Raw genomic sequence first — 23,328 nt, forward strand, 5'->3', positions numbered from 1 at the left:
GTCCGGTCGGGGGCTTGCCTCAGCGCCAGCGGAGATGTCGAGTGTCGCATGTCTAAATGGCTGGCGACGCGCCCAAAGTGACATTTCTACTTTGCGCCAACGTGGACAGTTCAACTTGGCTGCCACAACGTCACGGTATAACATTACATAACAAGGCGGCTTAATGCATGAAGATTTGGATGTTATGCCCCCTGGAAAGGAGCTGCCTCCGCTGGGCCTCCAAAGGCAGGTCCCTCACCGAAATCGCTTTGCTCGAAGGAAAGAGCGTCGACGAAATTGAGCAGCGCTTGCGAAGCGCTGTCGCCTTCATGGCAGCAAAGTCTCTTGAAGAGGCAACCGAAAGCACCCATCTCGAGGTGCCGACCGACTAGTTGGGAAAAGCGGTGCGTTCTTGGCAACGCCCTTTTCGAGCGAAATGACGGCCTCCTCGACCTGATCTCACACGGCTCTCCGCGCGGCGCCTGCGGGACCATTTCCGCCACCAATTCTGCACTAACCGCCGAAAGCGTCCAGCCACGGTGGCCATAGTCCGTGTTGTAGAACACGCCAAGCCTGCTCCCGGCTTTGATCCGCGGCATCATGTCTGGCTTTATCGGACGTTGCCTGCCCAAGGGAAGAAACGCGAGGTGAAGCCCTGGAAAAAACTGCCTCACCCACCCGACCAGTGCCTGGCAGGAAAGTCTCTCTGGCCAGACCGACGCAGACCACCAGTGGGACGTCTAAGAGCGATGGCTAAGCGCATAGTCGGTCGTTACGCTGGTGATTTCGGCCTCGAATGCGGCAATATGAGCCATGCTGTTCCCCAGCGCGTGCTGGCGGGACTTCCCATGTCCCATAGCTCCCAATCTTTCTTTCTACCTGAGAGCTTCTCCCTCGAGGTGACGGTCTGGTGGATGCAGCCCGTGCCTCTCTCTGGAGTTGTTTAACGGTGCTGTCCATTGGGCTGAGTGTTACCTTCAGGAATGCTCCTTCGGCGTGGCGTCACGCGCCATCTGTCCTGCATGGTTTCTTGAATACCAAGCGGAAGTTCAAGTGACGGCGGCGGCACCCAATCAGCTGGCTGTGCCGCCGCCGATCATGAGCGAGAGTGTTCGGGCGTCTCGCAGCATGATTCTTCGACTTAACGATCCAAGTGTTTCATACTCAGGGATCGTTGATAGACCGAACCTTCGGCTTGGTTGCAACCGGGCGCGCTCCAGTCCCGCTCCCGGCCCCTCTCGAAAATCAGAAACAATTCTTGAACAACGCCTTGGTGCTTTCAAGTGTCAGTTCGACCGGGTTGCCGCCGGCGGTCGGATCGACGATCGCCATTTCCGACATCTCGTCGATGCGGTCGGTGCCGACGCCAAGCGCCGAAAGCTTGTCGGGAACGCCCAGTTCCTCGCGCAGCTTCAGCACGTAGTCGTAGAAGCCGTCGAAGCCACCGGCAATGCCGAGATAGGCGGCGGCGCGCGCGATCCTCTCCTCGATCGCCGAACGGTTGAAGCGCAGCACCGGCGGCATCACCACGGCATTGGTCATGCCATGATGGGTGTTGTAGATCGCGCCGACCGGATGCGAGAGCGAATGGATGGCGCCGAGCCCCTTCTGGAAGGCGACGGCGCCCATGGCGGCCGCGCTCATCATGTTGGAGCGGGCCTCAATGTCGGTGCCGTCCTTGTACGCGCGTGGTAAATACTCTTTCACCAGGCGCATGCCTTCAAGCGCGATACCGGCCGACATCGGATGGTAGAACGGCGAGGAATAGGCTTCCAGGCAATGGGCAAAGGCGTCCATGCCGGTGCCGGCGGTGATCACCTTCGGCATGCCGACCGTCAGTTCCGGGTCGCAGATGGTGACGGCTGGCAGGAACCTCGGGTGGAAGATGACCTTCTTCACGTGGCTGGCCGAGTTGGTGATGACGCTGGCGCGGCCGACTTCGGAGCCGGTGCCGGCGGTCGTCGGCACGGCGACGATCGGCGCGATGCCCTCGACGCTCGCGCGCGTCCACCAGTCGCCGACATCCTCGAAGTCCCAGACCGGGCGGCTCTGGCCGGCCATGAAGGCGACGCACTTGCCGAGGTCGAGGCCGGAGCCGCCGCCGAAGGCGACAACGCCGTCATGGCCGCCGTCCTTGAAGGCCTTGACGCCCGCAGCGAGATTGACGTCGTTCGGGTTCGGATCGACGTCGGCAAAGATCGCCCGGCCGAGGCCGTTCGCCTCGAGGATATCGAGCGCGTTCTGCGTGATCGCCATCGGCGCCAGGCCGCGGTCGGTGATCAACAGCGGCTTCTTCATGCCGGCCGCCTTGCAATGGTCGGCAAGCTCCTTGATCCGGCCGGCGCCAAACTTGATGGCGGTCGGATAGCTCCAGTTCGCGGTGATCGTCATGCTGTGACTTTCTTCAGATGGTAGGATTTCGGACGGGTAAGGTTCTGGAAGCCGATGACCGAAAGCGAGCCGCCGCGGCCGGTTTCCTTGACGCCGGTCCAGCACAAGGCCGGATCGAGATAGTCGGCGCGGTTCATGAAGACGGTGCCGGTTTCAAGGTCGCGGCCGATGCGCGAGGCGCGGTCCGCATCCTGGGTCCACAACGACACGGTCAGCCCGTACTGGCAATCGTTCATCAGCTCGATCGCCTGGCTGTCGCTCTTCACCTTCATGATGCCGACGGCCGGGCCAAAAGTTTCCTCGCGCATGAAGGCCATGGAGTGATCGACATCGACAAGCACCTGCGGCGCGAGATAGGCACCGCCGTCGTCCTGCGGGAACAGCTTCGGGTCGACCAGCGCCTTGGCGCCCTTCGAGAGCGCATCGGCGATCTGCTCGCGAACGGTCGCGGCGAAGCGCTTGTGCGCCATCGGCCCAAGCGTCGTTTCCGGATCGAGCGGACTGCCGAGCTTGTAGTTCGACACCCAGGCAACCGACTTCTCGACGAAGGCGTCATAGAGCGTTTCATGCACGTAGATGCGCTCGATGCCGCAACAGCACTGGCCGGAATTGAAGGTGGCGCCATCCATCAGCGTGTCGACGGCCGCGTCGAGATCGGCGTCTTCCATGACATAGCCCGGGTCCTTGCCGCCAAGTTCGAGGCCGAGACCGGTGAAGGTTCCGGCGGCCGCGCGCTCGATCGACCGGCCGCCTTCGACCGAACCGGTGAAGTTGATGAAGTCGAAGCTCTTGGCCGCAATCAGCGCTGCCGTCGTCTCATGGTCGAGGAAAACGTTCTGGAACACGTCGGCCGGAACGCCGGCCTCGACGAAGGCGCGCACCATGCGTTCGCCGACGAGGATCGTCTGGCTGGCATGCTTGATGATGACAGTGTTGCCGGCCATCAGCGCCGGCGCAACCGTGTTGATCGCGGTCATGTAGGGGTAGTTCCACGGCGCGATGACGAAGACCACGCCATGCGGCTCGCGCTCGATCCGACGGCCGAAGCGGTCGCTCTCCTCGACGAGGATCGGCTTCAGCGCGTCGGCGGCTATCGAGGCGACGTAGTTCGAGCGTTCGTTGAAGCCCTTGAATTCGCCGCCGTAGCGCACCGGCCGGCCCATCTGCCAGGCCAGTTCCGGCACGACCTCGCCGACCATCTCGTTGAGACGGGCAACACCTGATAGTACCAGGTTGACGCGCTCGTCCAGCGGACGGCGGGCCCAGGCCTTCTGCGCCTGGCGCGCATGGGCGACAGCCTGCTTGGCCAGTTCCAGCGGCAGCGCCGGGCGCTCGGCATAAACCTCTCCGTTCACCGGAGAAATACACTTGATCATGCTCATGATCGTCTTCCTGCTTCCATTTCGAATGACGGCGTAGCCGGCCCTTGGCACCGGACCGGCCACTGAGATCTAAGTTTCCGGCCTTGTCAGGCCCGCTCGAAGCCGCGCGCCACTTCCCAGTCGGTGACGCGACGGTCGTATTCTTCCTGCTCCCACTCGGCCGCGCGGACATAGTGGTCGATGACGTCGTCGCCGAAGGCGGTTCGCAGCATCTTGGACCCCGTCAGCGCCTCGGTGGCCGCGCGCAGGGTGCGCGGGATTTCGCGCACGTTCTTGCCGCCATAGGCGTCGCCGACGAAGGGCGCCTCCAGTTCCATCTTGCCTTCGATACCGGAAATGCCGGCGGCAATTTGCGCCGCCATGGCGAGATAGGGGTTCAGGTCCGAGCCGCCGACGCGGCACTCGATGCGGATCGCCTTGGTGTCCTCGCCGCACAGGCGATAGCCGGCCGTGCGGTTGTCCTTGCTCCACACCGCCTTGGTCGGCGCGAAGGTGCCGGCGACAAAGCGCTTGTAAGAGTTGATGTAGGGCGCGAGGAAATAGGTGATCTCGCTGGCATGAGCTAGAAGGCCGGCGACGTAATTCTCCATCAACTGCGACATGCTGTATTTTCTACTTTCGTCGAAGAACAGTGGTGTCTTGCCGTCGGCGCTCCAGAGAGACTGATGAATGTGCGAAGAGCTTCCAGCCGCGTTCGCGTTCCACTTGGCCAGAAAAGTAACGGACTTGCCGCGCTGCCAGGCGATTTCCTTGCAAGCGTTCTTGATGATGGAGTGGCGGTCAGCCATCGTCAGCGCATCGGCATAACGGACGTTGATTTCCTCCTGACCGGCGGATGCCTCGCCCTTGGAGTTCTCGACTGGAATGTCGGCGCCCTGCAGTCCGTTGCGCAGCGCGCGCATCACGTCTTCTTCCTTGGTGGTCTGGAAGATGTGGTAATCCTCACTATAGTAGCCCGCGGGGCGAAGAGCACGGTAGCCGCTGTTGTGGGCATCTTCGAAAGTTTGATCAAAGAGAAAAAACTCGAGTTCGGTTGCCATGAAGGGCTTCATGCCGATTGCTTCAAGGCGCTTAACCTGTTTCTTGAGGATAGCGCGCGGCGAGTGTGGCACCGCCTCGTGGGTGTGATGGTCGAGAACGTCGCACAGGACGAGCGCCGTACCTTCCAGCCAAGGCAATTTGCGCAGAGTCGTAAGATCGGGCTTCATTGTGTAATCGCCGTACCCTGCCGCCCAACTCGTCGATTTATAGCCGGGTACTGTCTCCATCTCCATGTCGGTCGCGAGGAGATAATTACAGCTATGCGTTTCTTCGTAAGCGCCATCTACGAAGAATTGAGCGTGAAAACGCTTGCCCATCAGTCGGCCCTGCATATCGACCAGGCATGCAAGAACGGTGTCGATGCGACCTGCGGCGACATCCTTTTTCAAGTCATCGAGTGTGTAGGTTTTTGTCATTGTCTGCCTCAGATGGGGGGCCAACCGAGAGCGCCGGACGACCGGCCGCAAACTCGGGTTGCGCCGGTGGCTTCTAGTTCGCAGTGTGACTGGCTCTCATCGCTGAGGCAGCCTTTTCGATGAGAGTGGTGAGGTATGTCGCGATCGCGAGGTCTTCATTAGCGCTCGTTAGAAGGTCATTTCGGACCTCTATCATCACGTTCGGAATGGAGTTTGCGATACCGTGCTTGAGCAAGGTGTGGGTAACGCCATCGGCTGGACCGTAGGGCTGGTTTCGCTTCACGACATACTTCTGGGTCTGCCGCTGTGCCTCGGAAAGCATGGCGTCGGCGAACCGACTGTCGCTATCGTGCAATATTCCGATCTCGACCTCTCGCCTTTCTCCAAAGTAAATTGGAGTGAAGCTGTGAATGGTTACGAGAATGGTTGGACGCCCCGTGGACCTGCGATAAGACAGAATTCCAAACAGCCCGTCTCTGAACGGTAAGTAGATTTCATTTACTCGAGCTTGCCGCTGTGCCTCGGAAATATCCTTGTTGCCCGGGATTTGAAAGATCTCACTTTTTTCTGGGATAGCCGACGCTGCTTCCGGCGGCCGGTTGCAGTCGTAGACCAATCGCGAATACCGTTGATACACTAGGACAGCGTCCAGGTTGGACGAAAGGCGCCTCGATAATTCAAGAGCGCCAGGGTCCCACGCAATGTGGCTTTCCAACGCCGCTGCATTGAGACCAAGATCTCCTAGCTTCGCCGGCACTAAGCGGGACGCGTGCTCGCAAACGACAACAATATCGCCGTTGGCGCCTTCATTCTCAACTTCAATCGCTGACGCGCCAGCTTCCAGTAGTGTGTCATTTTGCATGTTCGCCTCCGCTCTTGCGGAAACGTTATCAACAAAAACAAAAAAAGCAACATAAGTGCACAATATCCATATTTCGCACATAATTGCCTCGTCCTCTAAATTGCGATGTATCATCGGCAATTTTACCCCAGCTCTATCAGTGGATCCGCAAAGAACAGGCAATCACAAAAGCCATTAAACGGCGCATAACAAAGACATAGAGGATTTAAATGGGCGCACAAAGCCTCGCTTTTTGCTTAAAGCGTCGGCAGATTCCCCATCGTTACGAAAAATATCGACGTGACAAATTTGATTGCAAATGACACAGGCCGAGCAAATTTTGTTGACAAATACATAATATCAACATAAATCCACAATCTAGGAGACTAAAACCGTGGATCTTTCAGTCCTTTCACTCAGCGCCGCAATTGCATCGGGAGAACTCACGTCTGAGGCTCTCGTGCGAGAATGCTTGGCGCGTATTGCGCGGCTCAACCCAATCTTAAACGCCTTTAGCCAGGTGTTCGAACAAAAGGCTCTGGAAGAAGCGCAAGCCTGCGACCGTGAGGCTGCGCAGGGCCGGTTTCGTGGCCCTCTCCACGGCATTCCCATGGGCGTCAAGGACCTCTTTTTCGTGGAAGGTCAGCTGTGTCAGCGTGGATCCAATGCCTATAAGAATTTCGCTCCCAAGGCGACGGCGCCAATCGTTCAGCGGATGATTGACGCCGGATCTATTATAATTGGAAAGACCACGACCACCGAGATGGGGTGGTCGGGTTCGGGCTTCTCCGAATTCTATGGCCCGACCCGCAACCCCTGGAACCCGGATCTGACCAGTGGCGGATCTAGTTCGGGTTCCGGCGCTGCGCTCGGTGCGCGCATGGTGCCCTTTACACTTGGGTCCGACGGCGGTGGCTCTGTCCGCATACCGGCTGCCTTCTGTGGTGTCTTCGCCATGAAGGGCTCTTTGGGGCGTGTGCCCACCTGGCCCTGGAGCGCGACCGAGACGTTGTCCCATGCAGGCCCGATGACAGTGTCCGCCAAAGATAGCGCGCTGTTGTTCAACATTGCTAAGGGTCCGGATCCTCTCGACCACCAAGCGCTACCTGACGACAATGCTGACTACACCGATGCGAGGCTGGCGAAGTCATTGCGTATCGGCTTCGTGCCTAGCCTGTTTGGTTTTGAAGTCACTGCTGAGATCGACCGGGTTGTGCGGGAAGCGGTGGATGCACTCTCCGGGAGCCTCGGGATCGAGATCCGGCCAATTTCGCTTGAATGGGAAGACCCGATAAAGATATTCGAAACTCTTTGGATTGCCGGTCGTGGTGTCGCTTATGGCGCCCAATCGGACCTTTCAAATTTCGGCAGTGGCTTTCGCGCGCTCGTCGAGGCATCGGCGCGCTATGGACTGGCGGATTACCTTTCGGGAGCAAGGGCGCGCGCGGAATTTGCAGGCCATGTCCATGCGCTTTTCGATGAAATTGATCTCTTGCTCCTGCCGACGGTTCCGGTGGAGCCGTTCTCGGCCGAACGCGAGGCGCCTGAAGGCTTTGAGTCGCCCTCGCAGGTTCTTGCTTGGACGGGTTGGACGCCGTTTACTTATCCTTTCAATCTGTCGGGCAATCCGGCAGCTTCCCTGCCCTGCGGACTGACCAAGAATGGCCTCCCGGTCGGCCTGCAGGTCGTGGGCCGCCGTCATGCCGACGCGCTTGTCATGGCGTTCTGCCAACAGGCTGAAGACCATCTTTTCAAAAATAACAATCCTCCGCTCGTCGTTGCTGGCGACCACGCGGGGTGGGGAACAACCAGCAAAACAACTGCGGAGATACCGAAATGGAGTTCAATAGAAGAGCATTCCTAAAGAGTTCGGCGCTTGCGGGTGTTGCACTCAGCGCACCCGTTTTGAACACATCGTTCTTGGTCAATCCGGTCAAGGCCGCTGAGGGAAAAGCCCTCAATTTCTTGTCGGCCGAAAACCTGACCGGCAATTGGGATCCATCGTCTCACACGACCCTTGCGCAGATCAATCTCGAAAGCTTCGTGTTCGGCTATCTGACCCGCGCGCCAATGCGGCCGGATAGTCCGGATGAGCTCGTCATGGAGCTAGCCACCGAGATGAAGCTCATCGATGAACACACGCTTGAGTTCAAACTGCGCGAGGGCGTTACGTTCCATGACGGTAAGCCCTTCAAGGCGGAAGACGTAAAAGCAACTTTCGAATACGCAAGCCAACCCGACCGTCCCGCCGCGTGGTATCCCGGCCCCTGCGAAGTTGAAGTGGTGAGCGACTATGTGGCGCACGTCAAGACGGATAAAGCCGGCTATCCGGCCAGTCTATTCTGGTTCCTCTCAGCATTTCTGCCGATCATGTCCGCTAAGGACGTTGCCAATCCGAAGACCCTCTCCGCACGGCCGAATGGTACCGGCGCATTCAAGTTCGTGAAGCAAGACGGTAATACTACTGTACTCGAAGCCTTCGACGCCTTCTATCTGGGCAAACCCAAGGTTCCCGGGATCAACTTTGGATTTGTCGGCGACGCTACAACCCGTACGCTCGCTCTTCTGAATGGCGAAGCGGATCTGATCGAGCGTCTCGAAGCGGAGCAGGTCCAGACCATCGAAGAGACCGGCGGGTTCCAGCTTCACAAAGCCGTCTCGGTCGAGAACAAGTACCTGTGGTTCCGCTGCTCGAAACCACCCTTTAACGACGTTCGGATACGCCAAGCTGCTGCTCACGCTATCGACCGCTCGGTAATCCTTGATATCCTTGGTGTTTCGGGTCACGCTTCTAACGCGTGGATATCGCCCGTTAAATTCGGATATATTGACACTCCAAATTATCCGAAATTCGACCCGGATCAGTGCCAGAAGCTGCTTGCAGAGGCAGGTTTTCCCAAGGGTGAAGGCCTTCCTGACCTCGAATACATAACGTCGGTCGGCTTCTATCCCAAGACCAAAGAATATGGCGAAGCCATCACCGCCATGCTTCAGGAACAAGGCTTCCCGGTGACGCTTAACGTCATGGAGGTCGCAGCGTGGAACGACCGTCTCTACGATCGCCCGGGTGGTGGTCCTGGTCACATAATTGACTGCGGTTGGTCGACAGGATCTCCCGAACCAGACCTCGTGTTGCGCACGCATTTTCATTCGAGTTCAAAGCGAATTTGCGGCATCGAAGACAAGGACCTCGATGCAGTGCTCGACAAGGAGCGCAACATGCTCGACCCAGCGGCGCGCAAGGCGGTTATCCAGAATGAAGTTATGCCGACCCTCGCCGAGAAGGTGCCCTCTTTGTCGCTCTTCACCTCGGTGTTCATTCACGCTATGCGGGACGAGCTGAAGGAGATGTACTTTTATCCGAACGGGATGATGGACGCGAGCAACGCGACCTTGGCGTGATGGATAGCCGCGGCCGCCGTCGCGGCGGCCGCTTTCGTACCGGTCAGCCTAGGGTAAGCAAATGTTTGTCTTGTCATTCTTGGTAAGGCGGCTCCTGCAAGGGAGTCTGATAATCCTTCTCGTCACCTTCATCATCTTCACGCTCTTGCGCGTGGTGCCGGGGGACCCGGCGCGCCTGATTGTTGGCGGCATGGCCCCCGACGAGGTGGTTGCGATGAAGGCAAAGGAACTCGGTCTGGACCGTCCGATTCCATATCAGTTCGTATCCTACCTCCAGGAGCTCGTGACCGGCGACCTTGGCACGTCGTTTGTCCGGCCCAAAAGCGGCGCAAGTCTCGGGGGGGCCGCTTTCAACGACGCAACCCGGGAGGAACGCGCAAAAGTGCTCGACCTTATTCTCGGTACCTTGCCGATGACCTTGCAACTCGCTTCGGTTGCGCTCGTCATGGCTCTCCTCGTCGCCGTTCCGCTTGGCACTGCCGGAGGGCTCTACCCGGGCCGCTGGCCTGACAAGCTGGCGCTGGCATTGGGCTCGATCTGTGTGTCTACACCGAATTTCTGGCTGGGCATCGTGCTGACACTCTTCCTGTCCGTGAAGTTCAAGCTTCTGCCGGCAATTGGCTATCGCGGCTTCAGTTATACAATCTTGCCGGCGATCGTGCTGGCTGTGGAGATCGTACCCTTCATCCTGCGCACACTCACCGTTTCGGTGGCGCAGGTGATGCGCGAGGACTTCATCCAATTGGCGCCGATCCGAGGGCTTACCCGCAGTCGCACGATCTTTTCACACGCTCTTGGCAATTCGGTAATCCCGCTCATAAACCTGCTCGGCGTGCAACTCGGCATGCTGCTCGGCGGCGTACTCGTCATCGAGTTCATCTTCGACTACCCAGGACTCGGCCTCCTAACGATAAATGCCGTCCTTCAACGCGACTTCCCGCTTATCCAGGGCATCGCGATTTTCATTTCCGTTATGTTCGTAATGATCAACGTTCTTGTCGACCTGATCGCCATGACCATCGATCCGAGACTGGAGTATTGACGTGCCCGATATCGCTCAGCAGGCCGCTGTCCCACTCACAACAACCAAACGCGGTCTCACGCCCACCCGACGGATGCTGCAGATCGCCGCTTCCCGCACGGACTTTCGCATCGGTCTGATTGGCTTTGGCTTGCTCATTGGAATGGCGATTCTCATGCCATTGTTCAGTTCGATCGATCCAATCAAGATTGCGTATAGCTCCAAACTGCTACCGCCCCTCCCCGCGGAAGGCTGGAAGTGGCCCCACTTTCTGGGCACAGATCAATTAGGCCGTGACGTACTCATGCGCTGTCTCGTCGGGCTGCGCTACTCACTGTTCATTGGGGTAACCACGGTGGTCCTAATGTTCGTTGTCGGTTGCAGCCTTGGCCTCTATGCCGGTTTTCGCGGCGGCTGGGTCGATGCGGTGATCATGCGGCTGACGGACGCGCAGCTCTCGATCCCGATGATAATTCTCGCCATCACCATTCTCGGCGTCTCCCGCCCGACGGTGCCAGCGATTATTCTTGTGCTTGGACTGTCCGGTTGGCCACTCTATGCCCGCGTGGCCAGATCCGTGGCGCTTGGCGAGCGCAGCCGCGGCTATGTGCTCGGCGAGCGGGTGCTTGGCGCCTCCGATCTTCGCATCATGCTGCTCTTCGTGGCGCCCGTTGTATTGCCGCCGATCGCATTTGTCGCAGTGCTCGATATTGCCCGCATGATGATCTTTGAATCCATCCTCGGCTTTCTGGGCCTGGGCGTTCAGCCGCCGACCCCAACCTTCGGTAATGTGATTGCCGACGCTCGCAAATATTTGATCAATGCATGGTGGATCGCAACCATGCCGGGTGTGTTCATGCTTGTCTCACTTACGTGCCTCAATCTGGTGGGATCGTCACTTGAGCGTGCGCGCAACGCGGTCCTGAGAGGAGAGGCGTGATGACAACCTCCGTTCTTTCTGTCTCGGATCTGAGCGTGAACTTGATCCGAGAGAACATCCGACGACCTGTCGTTGACAAAGTCAGTTTCGCGTTGCAGCCAGGTGAGGTACTCGGTCTGGTTGGTGAAGCGGGATCAGGAAAATCGGTTCTCGCCCGAGCGTTGGTCAACGCGATTGGTTCCCCGCTCAAGATTGCCTCTGGCGAAGTAATCTTCGAGGGAAGAGACATTCTCTCACTCAGTGCACATGGTCTCTCATCAGTTCGAGGCAACCGCATCGGCTTCATCGGTGCCAACCCGATGGGCTCACTTGATCCCCGACTGCCGATCGGCCACCAGATCGTCGAGAAGTTGCGATCGGTGCGACCCGAAATCGGTAAGGCCGAAGCAACTGATAAGGTTCTCGATCTTCTCGGCCGGGTCCGCATCCCTTCGCCAAAGGCTCGGTTTCATGAAGCGCCTTTTCAGTTCTCTGGAGGCATGATGCAGCGTGTCATGATCGTCGATGCGCTCGTCTCCGACCCGACTTTGGTAATCGCCGACAACATAACGCAACCTCTCGATGTAACCGTCGCGGCGCAGATTATCCGGCTTATCGATGGGCTCAGGCAGAGCATGAACACGGCATTCTTGTTCATCTCTTCGTCACTGCCAGTGGTGTCACAGATTGCGGAAGAGACGCTCGTCATGCAAGGCGGACGGATCGTGGAACGTGGCAGGACCGAAGCAATAGCGTCAAACCCACAGCAATCCTATACACGTGCGCTGCTGTCCCGGATCCCGTCGATTTGGGGTGGTGTGACGGGGCCGGTGGCCAAAGATGGCGAACCCGTGCTCAAAGTAGACAACGCCACGCGCACTTACACAGTTCGCCAGCGCGGGTCCTTCAACAGCTACAACCAGGTCAAGGCCGTACGGGATGTGTCATTTGCCGTTAAGACCGGCGAGAACTTCGGCATCGTGGGTGAAAGCGGTTGCGGCAAATCTACTTTGACACGCCTTCTTGCGTGGCTTGAGCAGCCGAACGATGGCCGTATTGCCTTTCTGGGTAAGGACCTTTCAAGTCTCTCCGCACGCTCAATGGTAGAAATGCGAAAGTCATTCCAACTGCTCTTGCAGGATCCCTATGGGTCCTTGCCAGCTGGCATGCCAGTTCAGCGCATGATTGAGGAACCACTCCTCATTCATGGTGCCAGCCGGCGCGACGCAGGACGGCAGGCGCAGGAAGCGATGGCTGAGGTGGGCCTCGACACGGAACTCGCACAGCGATTGCCGGTGGGGCTCAGTGCTGGACAGCGACAGCGCATAAACATAGCCCGCGCTCTTGTTCTTAAGCCGCGACTATTGATTCTCGACGAAACCTTGTCCGCGTTGGATCAGGTTGAGCAAGCGGAGCTTCTCGATCTCTTCAACAGGCTGCAGGCGACACATGGATTCTCCTATGTGTTTATCTCGCACGACCTCGCGCTCGTTCGGCGCATGTGCCACCGGATCGCGGTGATGTACCTTGGGCGTATCGTCGAACTCGCGGACAACGAAACGCTTTTTGATCATCCGCACCACCCATATACGCGAGCGCTTCTCAGCGCGATGCCGACGCTGGAGGAAAATCGCTTTTCTCGCACCCAGTATCTCCTGGACGGTGAACCGCCGAGTCCGATTGATCTTCCGATCGGCTGCTCATTCCGCTCGCGCTGTCCGCGCGCGCAACTGGACTGCCAGAAAACTGATCCGCCGCTGAGGGCGCGAGACGGCGTCAATTTCGCCGCTTGTCTGCACTGGCATGAGGAGGAGCGTGTAGTTGTCCAGTGAGATCCGCAAGGAGGTCATCCTCGAGCGACTCGACCGCGATCAGCGCGTCAGCGTTCTCGAACTGTCGACGGAGTTCGGCGTATCGGGGGAAACCATACGGCGTGACCTGAAGGACCTTGAAGCCGAAGGTGCCGTGCGGCGCGTTCACGGGGGGGCGATCCCCGCGGGGCGCGCAACCGACACCCCGATTACTGAGCGGATCAAGCTCAACTCTCTCGAGAAGGATGAGGTGGCTGGTGTCGCTCGGCCGCTCATCAAGGATGACTCCGTCATTTTTCTGGATACCGGCACGACAACCTTGGCGCTCGCACGAAAACTCATCGGCTTCAAGAAGCTGAGGCTTTACACAAACTCGCTGATGATTGCCCAAACGGCCTGCCAACATTTCGGCGTGAAGGTGCAGGTGACGCCGGGATACCTGCGAACTGTCGAGCAGGACGTCGTGGGCTACGACACGATTTCATATATCGAGAGGTTCCACTTCGACATGGTCTTCATGGGTATCGGGGCAATCAACGCCAACTTTGGTTTCATGGATTTCGAGGAGGACGAGGCCCGCATTCGCCAGGTACTTCTGACACGCACATCGCGTAGCGTCATGTTGGCTGATCACTCCAAATTTGGCAGGCTCGGCAATGTAATCACAGCTCCTTTCGGCCAGATCGGCACCCTCGTGACCGACTGCCGACCGCCGGAGGACATACTCAGCGCCGTTCGGGGGGAAGAATTGGAGATCATCCATGCATGATGGGCGGACTGTACCAAACTCAAAGTTTGCAGCGATCTTTGACGAGATCGCTAACATCGGCGCCACGCCAAACGAAGGAGTGACGCGCCTAGCAGCCAGCCCCGAGGATGGCGTAGCGCGTGGTGCGTTCGCTAAATGGATGAAGCAAGGCGGTGCACGGATCGCCCACGATGCAATTGGGAACCAATTTGCCTGCTTTGATTGGGCCGGCGACGATGCCCCTTGGATCTTTGCAGGTTCTCATCTCGACACGCAGCCGAGAGGCGGTCGTTTCGATGGTACCCTTGGTGTGCTTTCTGCCGGCTCGGCTGCGCTTGAGCTGCATGAGCAAGTTTCCAGCGGCCGCGTCAGGCCTGCCCGCAACCTTGCGGTTGTCAATTGGACGAATGAGGAAGGAGCCCGATATCAACCGAGCCTCACCGGCAGTGCGGTTTTCTCCGGAGCACTTCCTTTGGATGACGCCCTGGCACTGCGAGATGGCGCCGGGATTTCTCTAAAAGAAGCCCTTGCAGCGATTGGCGTCGTTGGTGATAAGGGGGCCGTCCCCCCCTCACCCGAAGCCTATCTCGAGCTTCATGTTGAGCAGGGACGGAAGCTGCTTGAGGCCGGTCGACAGATCGGAGTTGTTGAAGGAACCTGGGCAGCGCGCAAGGCAACAGTTCGCTGGATCGGTCGGGCGTCTCACACCGGTCCAACGCCGATGAAGGATCGCAGAGATGCACTGCTGGCGGCCGCACAGGGGATTGCCGGCTTCGAGACCGTAATCGCAGCAAATCATCCCCTCCTCCACCGATCCGCGGCACGCCTTGTCGTCGAACCCAACTCGCCGAACGTCGTCGTGGATCGTGCTACCGTCTGGTTCGAGTTGCGGGGCCCCAGCGTGGCCGAACTCGACGCGGCTGGTAACCTCGCCCTTGCCGCCTTCGAAAAGGTCGCCGACGATACGGGGACCCAGTTGGAGATTGTTGCCGATGCTTTGCGAAATCCTGCAAGTATGGACGTCACGCTCATGGCAATCGTTAGACGTGTAGCACAGGCATGCAATTTCCCACCGGAAACGATGCGTTCCGTCGCCGGTCACGATGCTGTCGCCTTGCAAAATCGAGGCATCTCGTCCGCCCTTATCTTCATTCCGAGTGTCGACGGCATCGCGCACCATCCCGATGAGCTGACTCATCCGGACGATGTGCAAGCAGGTCTAACCGTCCTGACCGCCGCGCTACGACACCTTGTGGAGGGAGGGTTCAATGCAACACGACGTTAGACTTCAAGACGCCCTTGAAACAGTTGGTCTGTCGGGCGCGACCCTTTCAGCCCCTATCGGCGGGATCGTCTCACCCATTCACCACGCTGTCGAAAACGTCTGCTGTTTCGCAACCAAGGCAGGCCATAGTCCGGTTTTTATCAAGCGTCGCCACGATGACATGTCGCGATTTATCGCGGCGAACCAAGCGGTTGAACCTAGCCGCAAGGCGGGTGACTTGGGAATTTCCCCACGCCTGTTACATGCCGACCCTGTCAATGGCATCCTCGTTTTCGAGGCGCTTGGCGAGGAATGGGCCTGGGGACACGCCGATGTCCTTCGCCGGCCCGCGGTTCTTGAAAATCTTCTGACTGCGAAGCGTGTTTTCCACAAGGCTCTGCCGCTTGCGGAGACGCGTAGCGTCTTCGACCTTGTCGCCTCGTATTTCCAATTGGCCGCCGCGCCGGAGGTAATCTTACCCATATCGGTCCACGCGGTCGCAACTGCCGTCCTGCGTATTGCCGCCACGATCATTGCGTCCGGGTTCGACACGGTTCCGTGCCATGCAGACGGCGTCTCGTCTAACACTATGGTCGGGCCGGACGGCCGAGTCCGGCTGGTCGATTTCGAGTGGGCGCGCCAGGCGGACCCCGCCTACGATCTCGGAACCGTTCTGGCCGAACTACTCCCCTTCGATGGCGAGGCGCTATTGGCGATCGAGATTGCAACTGGAAAACCGGATGCGAAGGTCCTTGCGCGAGCACGACTCTACGGCGCCGCCGACGATCTTATGTGGGCACTTTGGGGTTTCATTAACGCCGCGCGTTCCCCGCGAAAGCATGTTGAATTCTTCAAATATGCAGAATGGCGGCTTCTCAGGGCGCGGACTGTCATCGAGGGCCCACGCTTCGAGACGTGGCTGAAACAGGTGTGACGGAGGATGCGATGAGACGCAGATTGGGTGAAGGCACATCACAGGCGGAAGAGGCGATCGAGCAGGCTATCACCGCCGTGGCGAACTGGCGCGGCCTTGACGTTTCCTATGAACCCGTGCCCGGCGGTATCAGCAATCCGAACTGGCGGGTCTACGTCGTCGGGGCGTCACACAGTTTCTTTGTGAAGATCCCTGGTGCCGGAACCGAAATGTTTATCGACCGAAAAACGGCGAACGAGGCTGGGCGTAAGGCGCATGCAGCCGGTGTCGGCGCGCGCATCGTTGACTTCTTCCCCGAGACAGGCGTCGAGGTGAGCGAGTTCGTTGAGGGATTGAGAACCTCGACTAATGCCGACTTTCTTGATCCAATCGTACGTCTGAATGGACTTCGCGCACTTAAAGCCTTTAATGACACTCCACCGCTTTCGCAGCAAAAGACGACCTTCGACATGATTGACGAACATTTCCAACAGGTCCTGGAATTGGGTGGCGAATTTCCGAGCGATTTTGGCTGGCTGAATGCGCGCTACCGTGAGGGACGCAGGGCACTGGAGGCGTCAGGTCTCGATTTGGCGCCCTGCATGAACGACACCCTTGCCGGCAATTTCCTTCTGCATGCAGACCGCCGCGTCATGCTTGTGGATTTCGAGTACGCGTCTACCAATGATCGGGCAGCTGAACTCGCGCTATGGTTCTGCGAAATGTGCTTCTCGCAAGAAATCGAGAACGAGTTGATTGAAGAATACTATGGGCGGATCGACCCGAGCATTTTAGCGCGGATCTCACTCTTCAAGGCGCTTGTCGATCTCAAGTGGTCCACATGGGCCATGGTGCAAAACCGAGTCTCGCGCCTCGATTTCGACTTTTTCAAATATGGGTTCTGGAAACACATGCGCGCGCGTTTCGTAATGAGCAATCCTCAATGGCCGCTGTGGCTGAAGGCAGTCTGACATATGGACAATACTGAAAGCGGGATTTCTCCGGAATTCCTTCGCCGCCTCGCGGCCGTTGCCGCGCGCGAAACATTGCCCCGGTTTCGACTGCCGGGCGCCGTCGTCAACAAGGCCGCGGGCGGATTCGATCCGGTCACCGAAGGTGATCGCGAAACGGAAAAAGCGCTTCGAGAACTCATTCGCCGCGAATATCCTGATCACGGTATCTCGGGCGAAGAGTTCGGAAATGAAGGCGTGAATGCCGATCTCGTCTGGGTCATCGACCCGATCGACGGAACAAGGTCATTCATATCAGGTATACCGCTTTGGGGAACGCTGGTTGGACTTACAAAAAACGGCGACGCGGTCGCAGGCATGATGGCGCAACCCTTTATTGGCGAACTGTTCTACGCAACGGGGAATGGCGCCTTTTATGAGGGGCCGCACGGCCAGACACAGCTTTCGACCAGTGCAACGCAGGAGCTCTCCGACGCAACACTGTTCACCACCACGCCTGCCATCTTCGAGCCCTCACGCAGACCAGGGTATGATCAGCTCGAAAGGCAAGTCCGCTTGGCTCGCTATGGAACGGATTGCTACGCCTATTGCATGCTCGCAGCTGGTCAGATTGATTGTGTGGTGGAAGCCGGTCTCTATCCATACGATATCGTGGCGCTGATTCCGATTGTGGAGCAGGCCGGCGGTGTTATTACGGACTGGGATGGTAACCCGGCGGAGCACGGTGGCGGCATTGTGGCAGCGGCAAACGCCGCACTACATGCAAAAGTTCTTACTGCCCTGCACGAGCAATCCCGGTGTTAGATCATTTCTGAAGCGTGCCGACGCGGGAGCAAAATTACCCGTCGATAGAGGGCTTGATCAGTGGGCTTACCCCGAGGTGGGGGCAGTACAACCACTGGCATCGCGCACTGCCGCGAACAAAAGGCTAAATCGACCAAGCGGCAGAAAATTGTCGATGCGAGCGGCCCGCATAGACTAGTTCGGACACAACCGAAATCGACAGCGACCCCATTACCGAAGAAAAACTAGCCGTGAATGATTTCAAGCTCATCTCGCTTAGCAGCAGATAAGATGGCTCCCGGCGGACGACGGTTTGTCACCAATGTGCGAATCTTGGCAAAGGGTGCTGTGATGACATTACCCGTTTTGCCGTACTTAGAATGATCGGCCAGCATAACGCTTTGGCTTGTCTGCTTCAGGAGAACCTGGCGAATGCGGGCCTCGTCTTCCTCAAAATCCATGAAACCGAAATCGGCATTTATCGCGGCCGTTCCCATGAAAACGAGATCGAAATGAAATTGCTGGATATAGGAGAGCGTATCGTAGCCGACTAGGTCCTGTTCGATAGGGCGCAGGTTTCCCGGCGTGACCTGCACCCGCACGCCAAAATGCTGGCAGGCTGCCTGGGCGATCAAGAGGGAATTTGTGTATAGCCTCAATCTCTTAAAACCGAGCAGGCGCCTGGCAAGCGACAACGTCGTCGTGCCCGTATCAAGAAAGATGGCGCAATCGTCGCTTATCAGATTCCGAGCCATGACCGCGACTTCATCTTTTTCGAGAGCATTCAACGTAATGCGTTCGGTGATGGGAGTATCGGCGCTGCGGCCCGCAGGGATAGCGCCTCCGTGAACGCGCCGAACAACACCTTCAGCCTCCAGGTCCTTGAGGTCGCGGCGAATCGTTTCACCTGATACGCTGAACTCCGCCGAGAGCTCGAGAACGCTGACGCGCTGATCGCGGCCGAGTCGTTCCAAAATGACTCCTTTGCGGATTTCACTCGACATAAATGACTTCTCCTTATTCCATGTTTTGTCGGTCGCGTCGGGCGTTAGTGGCAAACACCATCAACCCTGGGCGAAGCGAATTTGTCTCGCAAGGGCTTCGAAGATAATTTGCTGAGGTGCAATCGCGGATTTGATGCTTCAGAGAGCAGCTCACGACGATCTCTCTCGGATTGTGTATTTATGCGGTGTTCGCGGATCTTTCAAACGAAATAGCGCGCCACTTCTACTTGTGACCTTCTCTCTCAAGGCAAGCGCTAAGGCCGCCTGCGATTTAGTGCGGGAATCGATTGCGTCCCAACGTCTCGATGTTCGGCAAACGCTATCTTCTTCAAACGCGGTGTGCGCTTTCATCGAAGAATGCGTGAGAACTAGAAAAATGCCGAGATAGCATTCAACGAAGTGAGGACAGGATCACGCCTGGTTCGGGAAACGGGCTCGGTATCGTGGAGAACCGACGCTGATCGTGATCAGCCAGGTTGTTGAAATGATCACCCACGCAAGAGTGTCTGGCGCAGGCTGGGGCGTATCGAGCTCCGACCGTTGTCGAGCGTGCGACGGGTCGCGACCATGCGAAAGCATCGGTTCCTCGAGCCGCATCCAGGCGCGAAGCTCGGTGACCGCGATGTCGAAAGCTCACGCCCGGCTCACCGGTGCCAGCCGCAACACGGTCAAGTGCCACTTGAGGCGCCGACGGAACAAGGGCGTTGGTGCGGGGCGGGGCACGTGATACGGCTTTAAATGAGCAAGCCTGCGCTGGGATTGTCACACAGGGATTTCTACGTCTGTGGGATGGCGACCCGTTGACTCGAACATCCCCGAGCATCGCCATGTCATACTCTTTCCAATTTATACGATGGACCTCGTCCTCCTGCGGGCTCGATGAGGTATGTCTGATCGAAGACCGGCTTTGCCTCGATCGTCTTCCCGCAACGACCCTCGAAACTCTCATCCCCTGTCAGCTGCGCTGCCATTCCGCGCTGACCAAGGTAGTTTCTCCGGGCCGCCCCTCACGGTGTTTCAGCCCCTTGGGGGGCGGTCCGATGGTCCTCGATCCCTGCGACAGCCATCGAGGCCGCGAAGGGCGCGGCCCGAAGCAAGCGAAAGGAACTTGGACATGCGGAACAGACCGATCGCGGCCACCTTTCGGTCAAGCTGGACGACCCGAGCTTCCCGGCTCCCATCTACGCCACGCTCGCGGAGGCTGAAGGTGAGGACGGCTACCAGCTCATCTGGTCCCGCCCGAACCGGGATTGAGGTCCTGAGAGCCGGCCCCGCTGCCTAGGCGGGGCGGCTTCGCTTTATTGTGAAACCGTGCACTGCTATCAAGCCCGTGGCCGGTTTCTTTGTGCCAAAGACCGCTGGACCCGCTGAGTCTCGGCCAATGGTGCTTGCAATCACGACGACGGCCGTTGAAGTCCTCGCTCTTCCGGGGAATGATCTGGGTATTCGGATCCAAGCTCCCCTCCCTCTTTTCCGTTAGACGAAACTGCTCCGACGGTTTCGGTCTCGTTTTGCGGATCATCAGCATCCGAGCGGTCGGATACCGTATCCGGAGCCGAGTGGAAGCGATTTGATCCGACGCAGGACTTCATGTCATCACGCCGGAACCAGATTGCACGCCCACACCTAAGCGGTGCGTTTCCTGCGGTAAACACGATCTGTTCGTCGGCGCGCATCCTGAGAATTTCATGGGGTTGGATCAGGGGCCGGGCGGCCAACAGCTTTGATCGCGTTCGCGACGACGCCCTCGACTGGAAGCTACGGCTGACCTGGTCGATCTCGACCGTGGTCATGCCACAGCGCTTCGAAATATAGTCGGCCGTATCCGGATCATTGATGGCGGCAAACGAAATCCAGCTCGCGCTCTCGAACCATTTGCTGGCCGCGTCGCGGCCGCCATAGGTTTCGCGCATCTGGCCGATCGATTGATAGAGCATCGTGAGCGTAATGCCATACTTGCGGCCGGCGTCACGTGCGGTTTCCAGAATCCGCATAGGGCCGAGGCGGGCGACCTCGTCCAGGAGGAAGAGCGCACGTCCGCGCATCTTCCCATCACGATTATAGATGGCGTTGAGGAACGATCCGATTATGACGCGCGCCACACCGGAATGGGTCTCCAGAGCAGACAGATCGACATTGATGAACACGTCGATATTGCCCGTTGCCAATTGGTCCGTCGAGAAGCTCGAACCGGAGACGAGCGCCGCGTAGTTTGGATAGGATAGCCAGTGGGTTTCCTTGACGGCATTGGCATAGACTCCGCTGAAGGTCTCGGGTGTCATGTTGACAAAGGACGCGACATTCTCCTTCACGAATGTGGAATTCGAATTACCGTGTATGGTCTGGAGCCGTTCGCGCAATTTCGGCTCTGGCTCGGCGAGGTTCTTACGAACCTGGCGCAGGGTCTGGTGCTCTTTGTCCGTGTGACCGGAAAGGCAGACATCGGCAATCAGCGCTGTCAGAAGCTGCTCGGCAGACGCCCGAAAGAAGTCATCACGAACACCGCGCGCGCCACCGCTGTTGCTCATGATCCATGACGCGACGGCGGCAATATCTTCTTCCTTCCTGCCACCGTGAAGACCGATCCAGTCGAGCGCGTTGAAACCGGTTTCCAGGTTTGTGGGATCGAGGACGCGGACGTCCCGCCCCGCATTCGAGCGGTGCTCGATCACCATGGGCGCCACTTCGTTTGACGGATCCAAGATGATCAATGTACCACCCCATTTGAGGGCGGTCGGGATCGTCACCGACGTCGTTTTGAAACCGCCCGATCCTGCAAAAACAATGCCGTGTGACGATCCGAACGAGCCGTCGAAGCAGAGAAGCGGCGAAGTGCCGCCGGCGCCCCAGGTCTCCGGGCAGTCTGCACGGAACGACCGCGTCGCGGTGCTGTCCTTGTCGGTGCGGTAACGCTCGCCGACGACGATGCCACCGGCATCCGGAAAGAGCTTTCCAGCCTCGGCCAGCGCCATCCAGTCGGCCTCTCCGTGCAGCGCGCGCCGGCCGCGAACACGTTTCGGCTCAGCCTTTGCTAACGGGGCGTTGCCGACCAGCGCAATGCGTAGTGCAAAACCAGTCGACAACAGTGCAGCTCCTGTCCCGGTTGCCGTTGCCGGGTCCGCGTACGACAGGGCCGATTCTCCCGCCGGCAGATGTCCGGTCAATGCGTAAAGCCGCGTCGTCTCGCGCAGGATAGCTATCATTATCGTGGCGCCGCCGCCGGTGACGACACCCCAGCCCACGAGCTTGATATCATTGGATCCGGCACTTGCGAACAGAACCGCGATCCCGATGACGGCCGCCGCGATATAGGGAAAGGCAACCCCGGCGCGACCGAGCGTCAGCCTTGCTGCCTCGGTTTTCCCGAAGCCAGAAAGCCAATGTTCGATCCCCGTCATGCCAATGGTGACGAGGATCATCAGCACGATTGGTGCAACAACGAGCAAGACTCTATTCGCCGTCATCGATGAAGGCCTTCGCCCCGATTGCAGTGAACCGGGCTCTTGCTTCAGGGTCGTCTCTGATGCGCTCCGCAATCGCGATCAGCGCTCCGAACAGCAGTGCACGCTTTTCGTATCTGAGGCCTGCCTTGACGATCAGGCCGCCGAGCTCGATTTTCTCCCGCGTGTCTTTCTTGCGGGCATCGGATGATGTTGTCCGTACCATCCACTCAAGCCACGCTACCATCGCCCGAATACGCGTCAGACGTGACCGCTGCGGTCTGTGTGCCTTCGCCCCTATCCCCGCCGGCCTTTCTAACTCCATTCGAAGCACCCTTGATAGGACGAAACCGTTTGACTATGGCTTCGAAAGCCACTTGCAACTCTGTCTCATCGATCTCGATTTCGCCGAAGCCGACTTTGAGTGCGATACGGCCGATCTTCTCGGCTTCGCGTGTTTCGGTCTGCCTGAGCTGGTCCTGTAGTTTTGCGATTTCTTCGCGGATTTTTGAGGATGGTTTCTTCATGCACGGGGTCTCCCTGGCTGAGAAAGCGTGTCTTTCGAAGCGAGTTTTCCGGACAAAAGTGGGAAACGCACCACTGTGAATCCTACAATCGCCAACGGGGATGCTTTTGTAGATGATCCCAGCCGTTCCGAAGGAGCGGTTTCCAAAGTAGATGTCGCTGGCGCTATGTCTTGCTTTCGCCCCGGCAGGCCCCCTCCCCCTCGACGAACATGTTGAATTCGATCGCAATGGATAAGGGCGTTCCTCCCACTCGCTGCGAAAGATGCGAGCGGCAAGACCTTCGGGACTGTCACGTCAGGCATGACGACCGCCCAGAAGGCTAAGGTTGAGACCGCGTGGAACTACATGAGGATAGCACAGCACTCAGTGCTCACGAACGCACCACAGAAGCGCTCAGGCAGGCGCAGACATTGCGACAAACCAGAAGCCACGGACTCGTACTGAAATGACGTTTGGGGCTGGAACGCGGCGAGCG

The 23,328-nt window shown here is 58.3% G+C and carries 19 protein-coding genes, 2 pseudogenes and 1 riboswitch; of the genes and pseudogenes, 12 read left to right on the forward strand and 9 right to left on the reverse strand.

Features of this window, described 5'->3' with window-relative positions:
• Positions 1-182: 182 nt before the first annotated feature.
• The 5 genes from IB279_RS38255 to IB279_RS33850 all read right to left on the reverse strand — a co-directional run bounded on the left by IB279_RS38255 (position 183) and on the right by IB279_RS33850 (position 6,071).
• The gene (locus IB279_RS38255) at positions 183-665 is read right to left on the reverse strand and encodes a hypothetical protein (protein ID WP_375292973.1); all 483 of its coding nucleotides are present in this window, start codon (positions 663-665) and stop codon (positions 183-185) included.
• A 256-nt stretch (positions 666-921) separates the two neighbouring features.
• Positions 922-1,010, reverse strand: a riboswitch (glycine riboswitch).
• A 214-nt stretch (positions 1,011-1,224) separates the two neighbouring features.
• Positions 1,225-2,370: an iron-containing alcohol dehydrogenase gene (locus IB279_RS33835; RefSeq protein WP_192340654.1), complete on the reverse strand. Its 1,146-nt coding sequence runs from the start codon at positions 2,368-2,370 to the stop codon at positions 1,225-1,227.
• Positions 2,367-3,752 (reverse strand): aldehyde dehydrogenase family protein, encoded by a 1,386-nt coding sequence (locus IB279_RS33840; RefSeq protein WP_192340656.1) that lies wholly within the window; start codon positions 3,750-3,752, stop codon positions 2,367-2,369. The genes IB279_RS33835 and IB279_RS33840 overlap by 4 nt, the downstream gene beginning before the upstream one ends.
• 86 nt (positions 3,753-3,838) lie before the next feature.
• On the reverse strand, positions 3,839-5,209 hold the full coding sequence (locus IB279_RS33845) for a glutamine synthetase family protein (RefSeq protein WP_192340658.1): 1,371 nt from the start codon (positions 5,207-5,209) through the stop codon (positions 3,839-3,841).
• Positions 5,210-5,282: 73 nt separating this feature from the next.
• The gene (locus IB279_RS33850) at positions 5,283-6,071 is read right to left on the reverse strand and encodes an N-formylglutamate amidohydrolase (RefSeq protein WP_192340660.1); all 789 of its coding nucleotides are present in this window, start codon (positions 6,069-6,071) and stop codon (positions 5,283-5,285) included.
• A 373-nt stretch (positions 6,072-6,444) separates the two neighbouring features.
• On the opposite strand from IB279_RS33850, the gene IB279_RS33855 reads away from it, so the two are divergent.
• From IB279_RS33855 to hisN, 10 genes are all read left to right on the forward strand, one after another.
• Entirely contained in the window at positions 6,445-7,914 is a 1,470-nt protein-coding gene (locus tag IB279_RS33855) for an amidase (protein WP_192340662.1), read from the forward strand.
• Positions 7,887-9,452 (forward strand): ABC transporter substrate-binding protein, encoded by a 1,566-nt coding sequence (locus IB279_RS33860; protein WP_192340664.1) that lies wholly within the window; start codon positions 7,887-7,889, stop codon positions 9,450-9,452. Before IB279_RS33855 ends, IB279_RS33860 begins: the two co-directional genes overlap by 28 nt.
• A gap of 61 nt (positions 9,453-9,513) precedes the next feature.
• Entirely contained in the window at positions 9,514-10,494 is a 981-nt protein-coding gene (locus tag IB279_RS33865) for an ABC transporter permease (protein ID WP_192340666.1), read from the forward strand.
• Positions 10,490-11,413, forward strand: a complete 924-nt coding sequence (locus IB279_RS33870; RefSeq protein WP_375292974.1) for an ABC transporter permease — start codon at positions 10,490-10,492, stop codon at positions 11,411-11,413. Before IB279_RS33865 ends, IB279_RS33870 begins: the two co-directional genes overlap by 5 nt.
• Positions 11,413-13,224, forward strand: coding sequence for an ABC transporter ATP-binding protein (locus IB279_RS33875; RefSeq protein WP_192340668.1), 1,812 nt, complete (start codon positions 11,413-11,415; stop codon positions 13,222-13,224). Before IB279_RS33870 ends, IB279_RS33875 begins: the two co-directional genes overlap by 1 nt.
• A complete protein-coding gene (locus tag IB279_RS33880; RefSeq protein ID WP_192340670.1) occupies positions 13,214-13,972 on the forward strand; it encodes a DeoR/GlpR family DNA-binding transcription regulator in 759 nt (252 codons plus the stop codon). The genes IB279_RS33875 and IB279_RS33880 overlap by 11 nt, the downstream gene beginning before the upstream one ends.
• Complete coding sequence (locus IB279_RS33885) at positions 13,965-15,236, forward strand: Zn-dependent hydrolase (RefSeq protein ID WP_192340672.1); 1,272 nt, start codon at positions 13,965-13,967, stop codon at positions 15,234-15,236. The genes IB279_RS33880 and IB279_RS33885 overlap by 8 nt, the downstream gene beginning before the upstream one ends.
• Positions 15,220-16,149 carry a phosphotransferase gene (locus IB279_RS33890; RefSeq protein WP_192340674.1) on the forward strand — a complete coding sequence of 310 codons (930 nt, stop codon included), beginning with the start codon at positions 15,220-15,222 and terminating at the stop codon, positions 16,147-16,149. Before IB279_RS33885 ends, IB279_RS33890 begins: the two co-directional genes overlap by 17 nt.
• Positions 16,150-16,160: 11 nt before the next feature.
• Complete coding sequence (locus tag IB279_RS33895; protein WP_192340676.1) at positions 16,161-17,099, forward strand: choline/ethanolamine kinase family protein; 939 nt, start codon at positions 16,161-16,163, stop codon at positions 17,097-17,099.
• Positions 17,100-17,102: 3 nt separating this feature from the next.
• Entirely contained in the window at positions 17,103-17,903 is an 801-nt protein-coding gene (hisN, locus tag IB279_RS33900) for a histidinol-phosphatase (protein ID WP_192340678.1), read from the forward strand.
• Between the two features lie 224 nt (positions 17,904-18,127).
• Here hisN and IB279_RS33905 read toward each other — a convergent pair whose 3' ends face one another.
• A complete protein-coding gene (locus IB279_RS33905; RefSeq protein WP_192340680.1) occupies positions 18,128-18,886 on the reverse strand; it encodes a DeoR/GlpR family DNA-binding transcription regulator in 759 nt (252 codons plus the stop codon).
• A gap of 1,080 nt (positions 18,887-19,966) precedes the next feature.
• Here IB279_RS33905 and IB279_RS33910 point away from each other — a divergent pair.
• Positions 19,967-20,140: pseudogene (locus tag IB279_RS33910) on the forward strand (DUF736 family protein); the annotation flags it as partial.
• Between the two features lie 140 nt (positions 20,141-20,280).
• Here IB279_RS33910 and traG read toward each other — a convergent pair.
• Genes traG through traC form a run of 3 tightly spaced genes read right to left on the reverse strand, consistent with a single transcriptional unit; the run spans position 20,281 to position 22,853 of the window.
• Positions 20,281-22,350 (reverse strand): Ti-type conjugative transfer system protein TraG, encoded by a 2,070-nt coding sequence (gene traG, locus IB279_RS33915; protein WP_192340682.1) that lies wholly within the window; start codon positions 22,348-22,350, stop codon positions 20,281-20,283.
• Positions 22,337-22,552 (reverse strand): type IV conjugative transfer system coupling protein TraD, encoded by a 216-nt coding sequence (gene traD, locus IB279_RS33920; RefSeq protein WP_192340684.1) that lies wholly within the window; start codon positions 22,550-22,552, stop codon positions 22,337-22,339. The genes traG and traD overlap by 14 nt, the downstream gene beginning before the upstream one ends.
• Before the next feature lie 4 nt (positions 22,553-22,556).
• Entirely contained in the window at positions 22,557-22,853 is a 297-nt protein-coding gene (gene traC / locus IB279_RS33925) for a conjugal transfer protein TraC (protein ID WP_192340686.1), read from the reverse strand.
• Positions 22,854-23,087: 234 nt separating this feature from the next.
• Here traC and IB279_RS37505 point away from each other — a divergent pair.
• Positions 23,088-23,302 (forward strand): annotated as a pseudogene (locus IB279_RS37505) (conjugal transfer protein traA); the annotation flags it as partial.
• Positions 23,303-23,328: the final 26 nt, after the last annotated feature.

This window comes from Ensifer sp. ENS06 (assembly GCF_014852205.1).
Classification (GTDB): domain Bacteria; phylum Pseudomonadota; class Alphaproteobacteria; order Rhizobiales; family Rhizobiaceae; genus Ensifer; species Ensifer adhaerens.